At 65.1% G+C, this 13,966-nt stretch carries 16 protein-coding genes; 12 read left to right on the top strand and 4 right to left on the bottom strand.

Features of this window, described 5'->3' with window-relative positions; translation table 11 throughout:
• The first annotated feature begins 137 nt into the window (after positions 1-137).
• Positions 138-932: a universal stress protein gene (locus tag L7H23_RS05370; protein WP_237838324.1), complete on the top strand. Its 795-nt coding sequence runs from the start codon at positions 138-140 to the stop codon at positions 930-932.
• Between the two features lie 130 nt (positions 933-1,062).
• Positions 1,063-1,482: a response regulator gene (locus L7H23_RS05365; protein ID WP_237838323.1), complete on the top strand. Its 420-nt coding sequence runs from the start codon at positions 1,063-1,065 to the stop codon at positions 1,480-1,482.
• 49 nt (positions 1,483-1,531) lie between these two features.
• Here L7H23_RS05365 and L7H23_RS05360 read toward each other — a convergent pair whose 3' ends face one another.
• The 3 genes from L7H23_RS05360 to L7H23_RS05350 all read right to left on the bottom strand — a co-directional run bounded on the left by L7H23_RS05360 (position 1,532) and on the right by L7H23_RS05350 (position 3,428).
• Positions 1,532-1,732: a hypothetical protein gene (locus L7H23_RS05360; RefSeq protein ID WP_237838322.1), complete on the bottom strand. Its 201-nt coding sequence runs from the start codon at positions 1,730-1,732 to the stop codon at positions 1,532-1,534.
• Positions 1,733-1,833: 101 nt separating this feature from the next.
• Positions 1,834-2,811, bottom strand: coding sequence for a zinc-dependent alcohol dehydrogenase family protein (locus L7H23_RS05355; protein ID WP_237839125.1), 978 nt, complete (start codon positions 2,809-2,811; stop codon positions 1,834-1,836).
• 62 nt (positions 2,812-2,873) lie between these two features.
• Complete coding sequence (locus tag L7H23_RS05350; protein WP_237839123.1) at positions 2,874-3,428, bottom strand: GNAT family N-acetyltransferase; 555 nt, start codon at positions 3,426-3,428, stop codon at positions 2,874-2,876.
• Positions 3,429-3,755: 327 nt separating this feature from the next.
• Here L7H23_RS05350 and L7H23_RS05345 point away from each other — a divergent pair, with 327 nt between their 5' ends.
• Together L7H23_RS05345 and L7H23_RS05340 are read left to right on the top strand one after the other, a co-directional pair.
• Positions 3,756-4,565: a universal stress protein gene (locus tag L7H23_RS05345; protein WP_237838321.1), complete on the top strand. Its 810-nt coding sequence runs from the start codon at positions 3,756-3,758 to the stop codon at positions 4,563-4,565.
• A gap of 43 nt (positions 4,566-4,608) precedes the next feature.
• Entirely contained in the window at positions 4,609-5,298 is a 690-nt protein-coding gene (locus L7H23_RS05340) for a Crp/Fnr family transcriptional regulator (protein WP_237838320.1), read from the top strand.
• Positions 5,299-5,322: 24 nt separating this feature from the next.
• On the opposite strand, the gene L7H23_RS05335 is transcribed toward L7H23_RS05340, so the two are convergent.
• Entirely contained in the window at positions 5,323-5,994 is a 672-nt protein-coding gene (locus tag L7H23_RS05335) for an OmpW family outer membrane protein (RefSeq protein ID WP_237838319.1), read from the bottom strand.
• Between the two features lie 170 nt (positions 5,995-6,164).
• Here L7H23_RS05335 and ccoN point away from each other — a divergent pair, with 170 nt between their 5' ends.
• The 8 genes from ccoN to ccoS are packed head-to-tail and all read left to right on the top strand — an operon-like array spanning position 6,165 to position 13,898.
• On the top strand, positions 6,165-7,823 hold the full coding sequence (ccoN, locus tag L7H23_RS05330) for a cytochrome-c oxidase, cbb3-type subunit I (protein WP_237838318.1): 1,659 nt from the start codon (positions 6,165-6,167) through the stop codon (positions 7,821-7,823).
• An 11-nt stretch (positions 7,824-7,834) separates the two neighbouring features.
• On the top strand, positions 7,835-8,617 hold the full coding sequence (gene ccoO / locus L7H23_RS05325) for a cytochrome-c oxidase, cbb3-type subunit II (RefSeq protein ID WP_237838317.1): 783 nt from the start codon (positions 7,835-7,837) through the stop codon (positions 8,615-8,617).
• Positions 8,614-8,772 carry a cbb3-type cytochrome c oxidase subunit 3 gene (locus tag L7H23_RS05320; RefSeq protein WP_237838316.1) on the top strand — a complete coding sequence of 53 codons (159 nt, stop codon included), beginning with the start codon at positions 8,614-8,616 and terminating at the stop codon, positions 8,770-8,772. The genes ccoO and L7H23_RS05320 overlap by 4 nt, the downstream gene beginning before the upstream one ends.
• Positions 8,765-9,715, top strand: a complete 951-nt coding sequence (gene ccoP, locus L7H23_RS05315) for a cytochrome-c oxidase, cbb3-type subunit III (protein ID WP_237838315.1) — start codon at positions 8,765-8,767, stop codon at positions 9,713-9,715. Before L7H23_RS05320 ends, ccoP begins: the two co-directional genes overlap by 8 nt.
• Positions 9,702-11,159, top strand: coding sequence for a cytochrome c oxidase accessory protein CcoG (gene ccoG, locus L7H23_RS05310; RefSeq protein ID WP_237838314.1), 1,458 nt, complete (start codon positions 9,702-9,704; stop codon positions 11,157-11,159). Before ccoP ends, ccoG begins: the two co-directional genes overlap by 14 nt.
• Entirely contained in the window at positions 11,156-11,626 is a 471-nt protein-coding gene (locus L7H23_RS05305) for a FixH family protein (protein WP_237838313.1), read from the top strand. The genes ccoG and L7H23_RS05305 overlap by 4 nt, the downstream gene beginning before the upstream one ends.
• Positions 11,623-13,746: a heavy metal translocating P-type ATPase gene (locus L7H23_RS05300; RefSeq protein ID WP_237838312.1), complete on the top strand. Its 2,124-nt coding sequence runs from the start codon at positions 11,623-11,625 to the stop codon at positions 13,744-13,746. Before L7H23_RS05305 ends, L7H23_RS05300 begins: the two co-directional genes overlap by 4 nt.
• Positions 13,743-13,898, top strand: coding sequence for a cbb3-type cytochrome oxidase assembly protein CcoS (gene ccoS / locus L7H23_RS05295; protein ID WP_237838311.1), 156 nt, complete (start codon positions 13,743-13,745; stop codon positions 13,896-13,898). Before L7H23_RS05300 ends, ccoS begins: the two co-directional genes overlap by 4 nt.
• Positions 13,899-13,966 lie beyond the last annotated feature (68 nt).

Below are 13,966 nucleotides of genomic sequence, written 5' to 3'. Positions count from 1 at the left end.
TCGAACTCGCCTTGGGGAAGAGGCGAACCTGCGGCCGTCCGGATCGTCCGGGCGGCCGCCCTTATATCCGTATCATTGCGCATATCGGCTGCCCCAGCCGCTTCATAATCTGGCTGGCGACTGGAAGGAGATGGCTCATGAAGAATATCCTGCTGCTGGTGCATGACGATCATGGTCAGGAGGCGCGGTTGCAGGCTGCGCTCGATATTACCCGCGCGGTCGAGGGTCACCTCACCTGCATCGACGTGACCCCCTATCCTCTGATCGCCGGCGATGGCTTCGGTTTCGCCGAGACCGTCGTGCTGCTCGATGAACGCGAGAGCGAGGCGAAAAACAAGTCGGTTGTCAGCGACCGGCTCGCGCGCGAGGATGTGAGCTGGAGCTGGGTCGACGCGCAGGCCGAGATCGCCAATGCCGTGCTCGATGCCGCCGACCTCGCCGATCTCATCATCGTGAACTGCGCGCTCGATGGCTTCCCGATGCCCGACATGCGCGACATCACGAGCCGTATCGTCGCCCGCGCCAGCGCTCCGGTGCTTGCGGTTCCCGAAGGACTAGAGCGCTTCGAGCTCGATCGAGCGCTTGTCGCCTGGGACGGCCGGCCATCGTCGGCAGCGGCCCTGCGCGCCGCGGTGCCGCTTCTGGCGTTCGCCAAGGAGGTCGAGATCTTCACCGCCCATGGTCCGGACAACCATACCACGCCCGAGGCCGCCGCCGCCTACCTCTCGCGCCACGGCATCAAGGCGGCTATTCGCTCCACGGATATCGGACGCTTCCACGCCGACTTCCTGATCGCCGATGAGGCGAAGGTGTTTCGCGCTGACTATGTTGTCATGGGCGCCTATGGCCGCGGCCGGCTGCGCGAAACATTCGGCGGTACGACCAGGAATCTGCTGACCAAAAGCAAGCATCCCTTGCTGATGGCCCATTGATGCGATCGTCGTCTGTTTACGGGCTTCGGGCTTGCCTCTGCGACCGGGCGAGCCCGAAGAACTCGATATTTTCCTTTGAACGCGGCGGCGTGGATACGCCGGCCCAACCGCTGCAGCGATAACAGGGGCCATGGATATGCTGACCGCGAGACAAGGGTGGGGTGGGGCTCCGCCCTCGGTCCTTATCGTCGAGGACGATCCGGCGGTAAGGCGTTCGCTGCTCCTTCTGCTGCGAGGGCGCGGATTTGCGGCCAAGGCCTGGTCCGCGGCCGATCCGGCGCTAGCCGAGGCCGCGCGCACCGCGCCGGACTGCTTGATCGTCGACTATCGGCTGGAGGGTGGCGACGGGATCGCGATGCTCGCTTCGCTTCGCGCCGACGGCTGGCAGGGGCCCGCCATTCTGATTTCTGCCTATGGGTCGACGGAACTCGGCGCTCGCGCGACCGACGCTGGCTTCGCTCTCATTCTGGAGAAGCCGCTTCGCGAGCATGCCTTGATCGATGCGGTAACCCGCCTCACGCGGAATGGAGCGCCTTCGCCAAGTCACTGACAAGCGGGGTTTTGTACGATCGGCCGTATTGATTGATCGAGAACCGCTGTCAGTCGGGATATTCGACTGGAACGGCTTCAGGATGGCTGTCGGGCATGACCGGCGTCTCGGACGGGGTGCGCAGCGGCTGATTGTCCGGGCTCGGCGCGGGCGTCTCGGGATAGGTCTTCGCGGGCCGGGCCGGTGGCTCGCAATCGGGGCATTCGCTTGGCCGCCCCGCGCGGCGCCTATGTTCATCGCTCCCGTTCATCCCGGTTCTCCTTGTCGAAGCGTTGCCGCCAGCGATCTTTTCGCGCGGAGCGCGCCACGCCGCCATTAGGAATAGCCCGTATCGCCGAAGCTCAAGGCGCATCAATTCGTGGGGATAAGGACGAGTGCACCCGAAACCTCGCCGCGCCGAAGGCGGTCGAGCGCGTGGTTTGCATCGCTTAGCGGCAAGGGCGTGACGAACGTCTCGACGCCGGTTCGCGCCGCCACCTCGAGAAATTCCACTCCGTCCCTGCGGGTCAGGTTGGCGACCGACGCGATCATGCGCTCCTCCCAGAGGTCCGCATAGGGAAAGGCTGGGATGTCGCTCATATGAATGCCGGCGCAGATCACGCGTCCGCCCTTCCGGACCCGGCGCAGCGCCTCGGGCACCAAAGCCCCGAACGGCGCAAAGATGATCGCGGCGTCGAGCGCGCCGGGTGGAGCGTCGCCCGACGCGCCCGCCCAGACGCAACCCAGGCGGCGCGCGAAGGCTTGACCAGCGCTGTCGCCCTCGCGCGTGAACGCATGAACCTCACGGCCCTCGGCCGACGCGAGCTGGGCAAGAATATGCGCCGCGGCGCCGAACCCATAGAGGCCCAGCCGCGGGGCATCCCCCGCGAGGCGATAGGCGCGGTAGCCGATCAGGCCCGCGCACAGCAAGGGCGCGGCATGGACATCGTCGAAGGCCTCGGGGAGCGCGAAGACGAAAGCCGCATCGGCGATGCAATAAGAGGCAAAGCCGCCGTCGCGGGTGAAGCCGGTGAAAGCGGGCGTATCGCAGAGATTCTCGCGGCCCTCTTTGCAATAGGGGCAATGACCGCAACTCTTCGCAAGCCATGGCACCCCGACGCGATCACCTCGCCGGAAACCGGTCACGCCGGGACCGAGCGCATGCACGCGGCCGACGATCTCGTGACCGGGCACGATCGGAAGCGGGCACTTCAGTTCGCCGTCGACAATGTGAAGATCTGTCCGGCACACGCCGCACGCCGTTATGGCGATCCCGATCTCGCCAGGTCTTGGTTCCGGGCGCGGCCGCTCGATGTAGCGAAGGGGCGCTCCCGGAGTCTCCATCTGCATGGCATAATAGGTTTCGGACACGACCGCGCTTCTCCTCGCCCGCTCCCTGCAGATCCGGCCCCTCAGGCCGGCGTGGCCAGATCGAGTTCGAGAAGCGCGAGCGTGGCGTCGCCGTCATAATCGCTCGCATGGAAGCCGAGCGTTCGCTCGACCTCCATCGCGCCGCGATTGGCCCGGCTCTCGATCGAGCGTAGTGTCTTGAGACCGCGGCTGCGACCGAGATCGACGGCATGGCTGAGCAGCGTCCATCCAACGCCGCGCGTCTTGTAGTCCGGGGCGACCGCGATCGCGACCTCGGCGCTGACGAAGGCCTCATCGGCCGCAATCAGAAGGCTGGCCGCGAGCAATCCTGTATCGGCATCAAAAGCCAGAAGATGTTCGCGGTGACGATGATCGACTTCGATCATCGCGGTGAGTTGCGCGTTGGACAAATGCGACTGCCCGCTGAGAAAGCGGAACATCATATCGTCCGGCGTCAGGCTATCGAAAAACCGATTCACGATGTCCGTGTCGCTTTCGGCTACGGGCCGGACGCGCAGCTCGACGCCGTTTCGCGTCAGGAGATGTATCTCACCCGCGTCGCTCAACGTCCGGTCGGGTGCGTTTGCAAGGCTCATCACGTGCATTCTCCTTCGGGCGGCTCGGGTTGGCGAAGCGGTGCGGTGCGCAGGGTCAGCGTACCGGCTATCCTGCGCAGTTCGCGGAACACCGGCTTGGGATCGGTCGGCCGGCGACCGGGCGGGTTCCGCCGCCCGGCCGCACTTCCGCTCTGAAACGCGCCATGTCTCGGCATCGCCTGCTCCTTTGCTGGCGACAGGCTAGCGCCGCACGCGCGGCGCGCAGTTCGTAATTATACGGACCGTGGGCGCGCGCGAATTTTGATCCTGGTCAATGAATCGCGCTCGTTTCGGGTCTTCCCTTGCTCACCTTGGAGGAGACATCTCATGCGGAACATATTGATTCACGCCGACGCGAGCCCTGCCATGGCAGCCCGTACCGAGAGCGCGCTGAAAATCGGCCGGCGCTTCCGCTCGCACCTGAGTTTCCTGATCGCCTCGCCCTATCAGCAGTTCATCGCCGCAGATCCGTTCGGCGGCCTGTACCTGGCGCGCGAGCAGCTCGCCAAGGCACAGCTTGCTGACGCCGAGCTCGAGACGTCGCTCGGCGCGCAGCTCGCCCGCGAAGATGTGCCTTGGGATATCGCCGTGGCGGACGGCGAGGTGCTCGGATGCCTTGCGCTCGCCGCGACCCTCTCGGACCTGGTCATTGTCTCGCTAGGTGCCCGAGACCGGCGCGGCCTCGCGCAAGGCGCGATCGTCGGCGATCTTGCGATGACCGTGCCGGCTCCCGTGCTTGCCCTGCCCGCCGAGGGCAAGCCGATCGATCTCGATGCACCGGTCATGATAGCCTGGAACGGCAGCCCGCAGGCAGCGCACGCACTGCGCGCCGCGGTTCCGCTCATGGGCGACGCGCGCAGTGTCGTGATGGTGCAGGTCGGCCCCGACGAGGGGCGCGTGGGCGCCGAGGACGCGCTTTGCTATTTGTCGCGCCACGGCGTGCATGGGGAACTCCGCCGCGTCGAGCGCGGACAACAGACACCCGAAGAAATCCTAGAGACTATCGCGGAAGACATGGCGCCGGGGCTCATCGTCATGGGGGCGTACGGGAAGCCGCGGCTTCGCGAGACGTTGTTCGGCGGCGTCACCCGTTATCTGCTCGAGGCCGCCCCCGCGCCGCTGCTGCTTGCACATTGATCGACGTGCAGGTCTGTGAAGCCGCCCGGACCGTCAGCGCACCATGAATGACTGCCTGTCCTGCATCGTTCGCAACCGCGCGATCTGCGCAAGCCTCGGTCGCGAGGAATTGCTGCTGCTGGGCAAAATGGGCCGACGCCAGCGCGTCTCGAGCGGCCATACGCTTCTCTGGGAGGGCGACGATGCCCCCGTCGTAGCCAATGTCCTGGAAGGGGTGCTGAAGCTTGTGACCGCGACCGCCGACGGGCGCGAGCAGATCGTCGGCGTCGTCTTCCCGTCCGACTTTATCGGTCGGCCATTTGGCGTCGAAAGTCCCTATAGCGTCAGCGCGATGAGCGATTCCGAGCTTTGCATCTTCAACCGCGACAGTTTCGACGATTTTGCTTCGGGCCATCCGGACCTTCAGCAGAAACTGCTCCGCCGGACGCTCGATGAACTCGATCGCGCGCGGGGCTGGATGCTGCTTCTCGGGCGCAAGTCGGCATCCGAGAAGGTTGCATCCTTCCTCCTCGAAATGTCCGCGCGGCTGTCTGACCATGGCTGCCGACCCGGGAAACAAGGCGTGTTCGAGCTGCCATTTGGTCGTCAGCAGATAGCCGATATTCTCGGCCTCACGATCGAGACGACGAGCCGACAACTGACCGGGATGCGCTCCGACGGGCTTATCGATCTGCCTTCGCGGCGCGAAATCCGCATCAACGATGCCGCAGCGCTCAGGGAGATGGCGGGATGAGCATCTCCCCGAGCCTCCGCATGATCAGAAGCGGAAGGCGACGCCGGCGCTGAGTACCCATGGGTCGAGCGTGTGGCGCGTTTTGAGTACAGGCGTGGCTCCGGCAAACCAGGTCGCTGTCGGACGCAGGAAATAGCGCTTTGCGTCGAGCGAGAAGGCGAGTCCCTTGTCGTTCACCGGAATGTCGATGCCCGCCTGCAGCGCGACCCCGAGCTTGTCGCCCATCTTCTGGCGCGTTGCGCCGAGCGCGCGCGTGGTGGCGCCGGGCTTCTCGTCGATAAAGATGAAATAGCTCGGACCCGCGCCGACATAGGGCTGGATGCCGCCATCCTTGCCGAAATGATATTTGAGGGTGAGTGTCGCAGGCACGATCTTCGCATCGGACACCAGCGTCGCGCCGTTGAGGCCGCCGCGTCCGTTGACGTCATGCTGGGTCACGCCGGCGATGGTCTCGATCGAGATGGCGTCGGCGACGAAATATTCGATCGCCACCGTCGGCGTGATATTGTCGTCGGCCTTTGCCTGCGTGTTTGCCGGCAAGCCGATCGCATCGAGCTTCACGTCGCTGATCTTGCCGTCGGGCGCCACATAGGTCGCAAAAATCTTGAACTGGACGTCGCCGGTCTTGGCATATGCCTGGCCGGGAATTGCCAAGGCGGCCGCCATTGCGACGATGGGGAGATGGCTTCTTTTCATGTCGGTGCTCCTTGCGTTGACCGGCGCTCCCTGCACCGCGCAGCTCCGCCCGGCATTGATGCCGCGCAATTTATTCGTTGATCCTGGTCAATGTTTTTGCCCGCCCGCGCGCCCAAGAGCGGTCCCGAACCTTGCGGCATCGAAGCCGCGCGACGGCAGGGGCAAGCGTTATGGATACTCTGGTAGCAAAGGCGGGAGGCTGGCTCGGGCTGGCGTTCCTTGCGCTGGTGATGGCTGCGGTGGCGGTCGATGCGCCCTTTGCCGTTCACATGATCATCGTCGCGTTCGCCTGCCTGCTGATGCTCTGGGCGACCGTGTCGCGCGCCAATTATGAGGCGATCGCGCGCGGCTTGCTCAAAATGCCCGCGGACGAGGGCGTCTATGACGACGACCCGATCCGCTGGGGCGTCATCGCGACCTTGTTCTGGGGCATCGCGGGGATGGCGGCGGGGCTGTTCATCGCGCTGCAGCTCGCGTTTCCGGCGCTCAATCTAGGGTTTGAATATACGACATTCGGGCGCCTGCGCCCGCTGCATACCTCGGCGGTGATCTTCGCCTTTGGCGGCAACGCGCTGATCGCGACCAGCTATTATGTCGTTCAGCGCACCTGCCGCGCTCGGCTCGCTTTCCCGACGCTCGCGCGTTTCGTCTTCTGGGGATACCAGCTCTTCATCGTGCTCGCCGCGACCGGCTACCTGATGGGGGTCACCGAGGCGAAGGAATATGCCGAACCCGAATGGTATGTCGATCTCTGGCTGACGATTGTCTGGGTCGCCTATCTCGTCGTCTTCCTCGGCACGATCGTGAAGCGCCGCGAGCCGCATATCTATGTCGCGAACTGGTTCTACCTCAGTTTCATCATCACCATCGCGATGCTGCACCTCGTCAACAATCTGTCGATGCCTGCGAGCATCTTCGGATCGAAGAGCTATGCCGCCTTCGCGGGCGTCCAGGATGCGCTGACGCAGTGGTGGTACGGGCATAACGCGGTCGGCTTCTTCCTGACCGCGGGCTTCCTCGCGATGATGTATTATTTCGTGCCGAAGCAGGCCGAGCGGCCGGTTTATTCCTACCGCCTGTCGATCATCCACTTCTGGTCGCTGATCTTCCTCTACATCTGGGCGGGACCGCACCATCTTCATTACACCGCGCTGCCCGACTGGGCGCAAACGCTCGGCATGGTCTTCTCGATCATGCTCTGGATGCCGAGCTGGGGTGGCATGATCAACGGCCTGATGACGCTGAACGGCGCGTGGGACAAGATCCGCACCGACCCGATCATCCGCATGATGGTGATGGCGCTCGCCTTCTACGGCATGAGCACCTTCGAAGGCCCGATGATGTCGATCAAATGGGTCAACTCGATGTCGCATTATACCGACTGGACGATCGGTCATGTCCATTCGGGCGCGCTCGGCTGGAACGGCATGATCACCTTCGCCTGCGTCTATTATCTGGTGCCGCGCCTCTGGGGCCGTCCGCGCCTCTACAGCCTGCGCATGGTCAACTGGCACTTCTGGCTCGCAACCGTCGGGATCGTTTTCTACGCCGCGTCGATGTGGGTCGCGGGCATCATGCAGGGCCTGATGTGGCGCGAATATGGCGCCGACGGCTACCTCGTTTACAGCTTCGCCGAAAGCGTCGCAGCCATGCATCCGATGTATCTGATCCGCGCGGCGGGCGGGGCGATGTATCTCGCCGGCTTCCTCATCATGATCGTCAACGTCTGGGCGACGCTCGCGGGCAAGGTCCGCGCCGAGAAGCCGATGACCGAAACTCCCCACAATGCGGCGGCGGATCGCCCGCTCGCCATCGCGCCCGCCGAATAAGGAGCCCACTCATGGCAAAAGAGAAGGCCGCAAAGGGCTTCAGCCACAAGACTCTCGAGCGTAACGTCAGCCTGCTCGGCCTGTTCGCGCTCGTTGCGGTCACGATCGGGGGCATCGTCGAGATCGCGCCCCTGTTCTGGATCGACAATACGATCGAGAAGGTCGACGGGATGCGGCCCTACACTCCGCTCGAGCTTGCCGGGCGCAACATCTACATGCGCGAGGGCTGTTACACCTGCCACAGCCAGATGATCCGTCCCTTCCGCGACGAGGTCGAACGCTACGGTCATTACAGCCTCGCGGCCGAGAGCATGTACGATCATCCCTTCCAATGGGGATCGAAGCGCACCGGACCCGACCTTGCGCGCGTCGGCGGCCGCTATTCGGACGAATGGCATCGCGCGCATCTGATCGATCCCAGGAGCGTCGTGCCCGAATCGATCATGCCGCCCTACGCTTTCCTTGCCGATCGCGATCTCGAAACCGGCGACATGCGCAATGATCTCACCGCGCTTTACCGCGTCGGCGTGCCTTATTCGAAGGCGGATATCGCCAAGGCGAACGACGATATCGCTGCGCAGGCCAATCCTGAGGCAGGGGCAGGCGATCTCGCCAAGCGCTATCCCAAGGTGCAGGTTCGCGACTTCGACGGCGATCCCGACCGCATCACCGAAATGGATGCGCTCGTCGCCTATCTCCAAATGCTCGGCACTCTCGTCGACGTCGACAAGGCGGGGCCGCAGGAACGTCCGCACGAAGCCGAAACCGCACCGGCCGGAGCGAAAGCGCCATGAGCTACGACGCGCTCCGCCATTTCGCCGACAGCTGGGGGCTCCTCGCCATGGCCATCCTCTTCCTCGGCCTCGTCGCCTGGCCGTTCCGCAAGGCCGCGCGCCCGCGCAACGACGCCGCCGCACGTATGATCTTCAAGGACGACGAACATGGCTGACTTGGACAACCAGACACCCACCGGCGGAAACCGCATCGACGAGGCGACCGGCACGAGCACGGTCGGCCATGAATGGGATGGCATCGAGGAGCTTAACACGCCCCTGCCGCGCTGGTGGCTGTGGACCTTCTACCTGACCATCGTCTGGGCACTGGGCTATGTCATACTCTATCCGGCCTGGCCGATGATCGATGGCGCCACCAAGGGCGCACTCGGCTGGTCGAGCCGCGGCCAGCTCGAACAGGAGCTCGCCGCCGACGCGAAGCGCCGCGCGCCGACGGTCGACGCGATCGCTGCGACCGATATCGTCGATCTGCCAGCCAAGCCCGCGCTGATGCAGGCTGCGGTGCAGGGCGGCGGCGCAGCGTTTCGCGTCCATTGCGTTCAGTGCCACGGCGCGGGCGGGGCGGGGCTCAAGAAGCTCTATCCGAGCCTCACCGACGACGACTGGCTCTGGGGCGGAGATCTCGGCTCGATCCATTACACGATCACGAACGGCATCCGGAACCCCGATCACCCGGGCACGCGCACCAGCCAGATGCCCGCATTCGGGCGCGACGGCATTCTCGAACCCGCGCAAATTGCAGATGCCGTGAGTTTTGTGCGCGTGATCAGCCGGCAGGAAAAGCCGAGTCCCTCGTCCGCGCGTGGCGCAACTGTCTTCGAGACCAATTGCGCGGTATGCCACGGCGCGGGCGGCGAGGGCGGGCGGCAGGTGGGCGCACCGAAGCTCACCGATGCGATCTGGCTGTACGGCGGCGACCGTGACAGCCTCACTGCCACGATCAACCAGCCGCGCAACGGCGTGATGCCACGCTGGGGCGAGCGCCTCGACCCGGTCACCATCAAGATGCTCGCGACCTATGTCTATTCGCTGGGCGGCGGAGAGAAGACGCCTGTGGCGCCCACCGCGAAAGGACAGGGAGCCGATGGCCAGCCCTGAGGATCTGACCGGCGCCCCGGCCTCGCTCTATGCAGCGCGCAAGGGCGTCTATCCCAAAAAGGTCGACGGCTTCTTCCGCCGGCTGAAGTGGGCGATCATGGCGGTCACGCTTGCCATCTATTATGGCACGCCCTGGATCCGCTGGGATCGCGGTCCCTATGCCCCCGACCAGGCGGTGCTCGTCGATCTCGCGCATCGGCGCTTCTACATGTTCCAGATCGAAATCTGGCCGCATGAATTCTACTATGTTGCAGGCCTGCTCATCATGGCGGGGATCGGTCTTTTCCTCGTCACGAGCGCGGTGGGGCGCGCCTGGTGCGGCTATGCCTGCCCTCAGACGGTGTGGACCGACCTCTTCCAGCACGTCGACCGGCTGATCGATGGCGACCGCAACGCGCAGTTACGGCTTGCGAACGGACAATGGTCTATCGAAAAGCTGGCGAAGCGCGGTCTCAAATATCTGGTCTATCTCACCGTTGCTTTCTGGACCGGCGGCGCGTGGATCATGTATTTTGCCGACGCGCCGACGCTGACTCATGATTTCTGGACCGGGCAGGCGGCGCCGATCGCCTATGGAACGGTGGCGGTTCTCACCGCGACGACCTTCGTTCTCGGCGGCTTCATGCGCGAACAGGTGTGCATCTATATGTGCCCCTGGCCGCGCATCCAGACCGCGATGATGGACGAGAAGTCGCTGTTGGTGACTTACAAGGACTGGCGCGGCGAACCACGCGGCAGCGTCAAGAAGGGGCAAGCGCACCCCGGGACCTTCGGCGACTGCGTCGACTGCAACCAGTGCGTCGCGGTCTGTCCGACCGGCATCGACATTCGCGAGGGGCCGCAGATCGGCTGCATCACCTGCGCGCTGTGCATCGATGCCTGCGACGGGGTGATGAGCCAGATCGGGCGGCCGCGCGGGCTCATCGACTATTGCACGCTCGACGATGCCGCGTCCGAAAAGGCCGGCGGCGTCGCGCAGCCGGTGCGCAAAACGCTGATGCGGCCGAGAACCTTGCTCTATCTCGGCGTGTGGAGTGCGATCGGCGCCGCGATGCTCTTCTCGCTCGGCCAGCGCACCCGCCTCGATCTCGCCGTCCAGCACGAGCGCAGTCCGCTCTATGTCCAGCTCTCCGACGGTCATATTCGCAACACCTATACACTGAAACTCCGCAACATGGAGGCGCGGCCGCGCCGGGTCGCGGTGACCGTCAGCGGCCTCCCGGGCGCCGCGCTCTGGTCCGAGACAGGATCGCGCGGAGCTGCGGGAGACCGGATTGAAGTGCCGCTCGCACCCGACAGCGTCACCCGCGTCAAGCTCTTCGTCGTCGCACCCGGCGGCGGACCGGCGCGCCAGGATTTCACCATCGCGGCCCGCGCGCTCGATCGCGATCCCGGCGGCGACTCAGAGACCATCCAGTTCGACCAACCGGAGCCAGGACAATGACCGAGCGACCGACCTCTCAGGCCTTCACCGGCTGGCATATGACGGCGATCCTGGTCGCCTTCTTCGCTGTCGTGATGACCGTCAACTTCACGATGGCGCGCCTCGCATCCTCGACCTTCGGGGGGACGGTCGTCGATAACAGCTATGTCGCGAGCCAGCATTATAACGAATGGCTGAAGCGCGCCGAAGCGCAGGATCGCCTCGGCTGGACCGAGACCGTGAGCCTCGACCCCGCCCGGCATGTCCTGCTGACCATAGGCAAGAATAACCGCCCGCTCGCCGACCTCCGCGTGTCGGCGACCGTCAATCATCCGGTTGGGCGCACCGCGCCCGCCGCGCTCCATTTCGAGCCCACGGCAGGCGGCGTGCTGCGCTCGACCCGCCCGCTGGCGCCCGGGCGGTGGCGGCTCGACCTTGTCGTGCGGCACGGCAGCGACGAAGCGCGGTACCGGAAGGATGTGCAATGACCGCCGCTGCTGCTTCCGCGCTGGTCGAACGCGACTTCGCCGTTCCCGACATTCGCTGCGCGGGATGCATCGCGAAACTCGAGCAGGGGCTCGTGCGCGACAAGCGCATCGCTGCGGCGCGCGTGAACTTCACCGAGAAGCGCGTGCATGTTTCTTGCGCATCGGACGCAGAAATGCCCGATCTCCTCGGCGCCTTCGCCACGCTGGGGTTCGAGGCGCACCCGATCGGAACGGGCGCCGACGAGGCCAGCGCCGAGGCCGAAACGACGCGCGAGTTGCTGCGTGCCGTCGCTGTGTCGGGCTTCGCGATGATGAACATCATGCTCTTGTCGGTATCGGTCTGGTCGGGCGCGACGGGGGCTACCCGCGACCTGTTCCACTGGCTGTCGGCTATGATCGCATTGCCGACTGTCGCTTATGCCGGTCGCCCCTTCTTCCGTTCGGCCTGGCGCGCGCTGCGCCATCGGCGCACCAACATGGATGTCCCGATCAGCATCGGGGTGCTCCTCGTGAGCGTGATGAGCCTCTACGAGACGGCGACGCACGGCGCTCACGCCTATTTCGACGGCGCGGTGATGCTGCTCTTCTTCCTGCTCTGTGGCCGCTGGCTCGATAGCGTGATGCGCGATCGCGCGCGTGGAGGCGTCACAGCATTGCTTCGCAACATGGGCACCGGTGCGATGGTCTATCGCCACGAACGTTCGACGCACTGGGTCGATGCCACGGCGCTTGAACCGGGGATGGTCATGCTCGTTGCTGCCGGCGAACGGCTTGCGGCCGATGGTGTCGTCGCCGGCGGGTCGAGCAGCATCGATCTGTCGCTGCTAACCGGCGAAAGCGCCCCGCAGACGGTTCGCCTTGGAGATGCCGTCCACGCCGGGACGCTCAATCTCGATGCACCGATCCGCGTGCGTGTGACCGCCGCCGGCGCCGATACCGCGATCGCCGACATTGCGCGGCTGATGGGCGAGGCGGCGCAGGGCAAATCGCGCTACGTTCGCATCGCCGACCGCGCGGCGCGGCTTTACGCCCCGGCCGTTCATACGCTTGCGCTCCTCGCTTTTGCGGGCTGGATGATCGCGGGTGCGGGTTGGCACCAGAGCCTGCTCATCGCGGCCGCCGTGCTGATCATCACCTGCCCCTGCGCGCTTGGTCTCGCCGTGCCGGCGGCGCAGATCGTCGCCGCCGGTTCGCTGATGCGTGGCGGCGTGCTTATTAAGGACGGCTCGGCGCTTGAACGCTTGTCCGAAGTCGATCTCGCGCTTGTCGACAAAACCGGAACCCTGACGCTCGGACGACCCGAAGCGCACGGACTCGATCGCCTCGATATCGGCATCAAGTCGCTGATCCTCGCGCTGGCGCAGGCGAGCCGCCATCCGCTCAGCGAAGCATTGACCCGCGGTCTTCAGGTCTATGACGTCCGTCCGGCCGACATTCGATCGATCCGCGAGACGCCGGGCTTCGGTGTCGAGGGCCACTGGTCCGATCGCACGGTGACCCTCGGGCGTCCGATTGGCACCGAGCTCGGCGACGCGCTGGTCACCCAGCTCGCAGTCGACGGCCGCCCCGTCGCAACCATCCGCTTCGCCGACCAGTTGCGCCCCGACGCCGCCGAGGCGATCGAAGCGCTGCGCGGCGAGGGGATAGGCGCCATGATCCTGTCCGGCGATCGCGCCGAAGCCGTCGCGCCCGTCGCGCGCGAACTCGGTATCATGGCGCAGACCGCGATGAGCCCGCACGACAAGCTCGAGGCGATCGCGCGCCAGGCGGCGCTCGGGCATAAAGTCCTCATGATCGGTGATGGGCTGAACGACGGGCCCGCGCTCGCGGCAGGCCATGCGTCGATGGCGCCGGGCTCGGCGAGCGATGTCGGGAAAAATGCCGCCGACTGCATCTTCCTCGGCGACCGTTTGATGCCCGTCGTCGAGACAATCCGGATGGCGCGGCGGACGCAGGCGATTGTGCGGCAGAATTTCATGCTGGCGATCTTCTATAACGTCATCGCCGTACCGCTCGCCTTCCTTGGGCTGGTTACGCCGCTCGTTGCGGCGATTGCCATGTCGGGATCCTCGCTCCTTGTCGTCGGCAACGCCCTTCGCCTCAAGGCCGCAATACGGTGAACGGTCTTATCCTTCTCATTCCGGTCGCGCTCGGGCTTGGCTTGCTTGGGCTCGCCGCCTTCTTTTGGTCGCTCCGCCAAGGCCAGTTTGAGGATCTCGATGGCGCAGCGCTTCGCATCTTTGTCGAGGACGACCAGGATCAACCGTCATGACCGCGCGCCGGCTCACCGCCATGGCCGCCGCCGCTGGATTAGCGCTGGCGCCGCTTGCGAGCGATGCC

It is taken from the genome of Sphingopyxis sp. BSN-002, assembly GCF_022024275.1.
Classification (GTDB): Bacteria; Pseudomonadota; Alphaproteobacteria; order Sphingomonadales; family Sphingomonadaceae; genus Sphingopyxis.
This window is presented reverse-complemented; position numbering and strand designations above follow the sequence as displayed.

Excerpts from the sequence above, each read along its gene's own strand:
- L7H23_RS05370 (WP_237838324.1), top strand. The coding sequence starts at position 138 with ATGAAGAATATCCTGCTGCTGGTGCATGACGATCATGGTCAGGAGGCG.
- L7H23_RS05365 (WP_237838323.1), top strand. The coding sequence starts at position 1,063 with ATGGATATGCTGACCGCGAGACAAGGGTGGGGTGGGGCTCCGCCCTCG.
- L7H23_RS05360 (WP_237838322.1), bottom strand. The coding sequence starts at position 1,732 with ATGAACGGGAGCGATGAACATAGGCGCCGCGCGGGGCGGCCAAGCGAA.
- L7H23_RS05355 (WP_237839125.1), bottom strand. The coding sequence starts at position 2,811 with ATGCAGATGGAGACTCCGGGAGCGCCCCTTCGCTACATCGAGCGGCCG.
- L7H23_RS05350 (WP_237839123.1), bottom strand. The coding sequence starts at position 3,428 with ATGAGCCTTGCAAACGCACCCGACCGGACGTTGAGCGACGCGGGTGAG.
- L7H23_RS05345 (WP_237838321.1), top strand. The coding sequence starts at position 3,756 with ATGCGGAACATATTGATTCACGCCGACGCGAGCCCTGCCATGGCAGCC.
- L7H23_RS05340 (WP_237838320.1), top strand. The coding sequence starts at position 4,609 with ATGAATGACTGCCTGTCCTGCATCGTTCGCAACCGCGCGATCTGCGCA.
- L7H23_RS05335 (WP_237838319.1), bottom strand. The coding sequence starts at position 5,994 with ATGAAAAGAAGCCATCTCCCCATCGTCGCAATGGCGGCCGCCTTGGCA.
- ccoN (WP_237838318.1), top strand. The coding sequence starts at position 6,165 with ATGGATACTCTGGTAGCAAAGGCGGGAGGCTGGCTCGGGCTGGCGTTC.
- ccoO (WP_237838317.1), top strand. The coding sequence starts at position 7,835 with ATGGCAAAAGAGAAGGCCGCAAAGGGCTTCAGCCACAAGACTCTCGAG.
- L7H23_RS05320 (WP_237838316.1), top strand. The coding sequence starts at position 8,614 with ATGAGCTACGACGCGCTCCGCCATTTCGCCGACAGCTGGGGGCTCCTC.
- ccoP (WP_237838315.1), top strand. The coding sequence starts at position 8,765 with ATGGCTGACTTGGACAACCAGACACCCACCGGCGGAAACCGCATCGAC.
- ccoG (WP_237838314.1), top strand. The coding sequence starts at position 9,702 with ATGGCCAGCCCTGAGGATCTGACCGGCGCCCCGGCCTCGCTCTATGCA.
- L7H23_RS05305 (WP_237838313.1), top strand. The coding sequence starts at position 11,156 with ATGACCGAGCGACCGACCTCTCAGGCCTTCACCGGCTGGCATATGACG.
- L7H23_RS05300 (WP_237838312.1), top strand. The coding sequence starts at position 11,623 with ATGACCGCCGCTGCTGCTTCCGCGCTGGTCGAACGCGACTTCGCCGTT.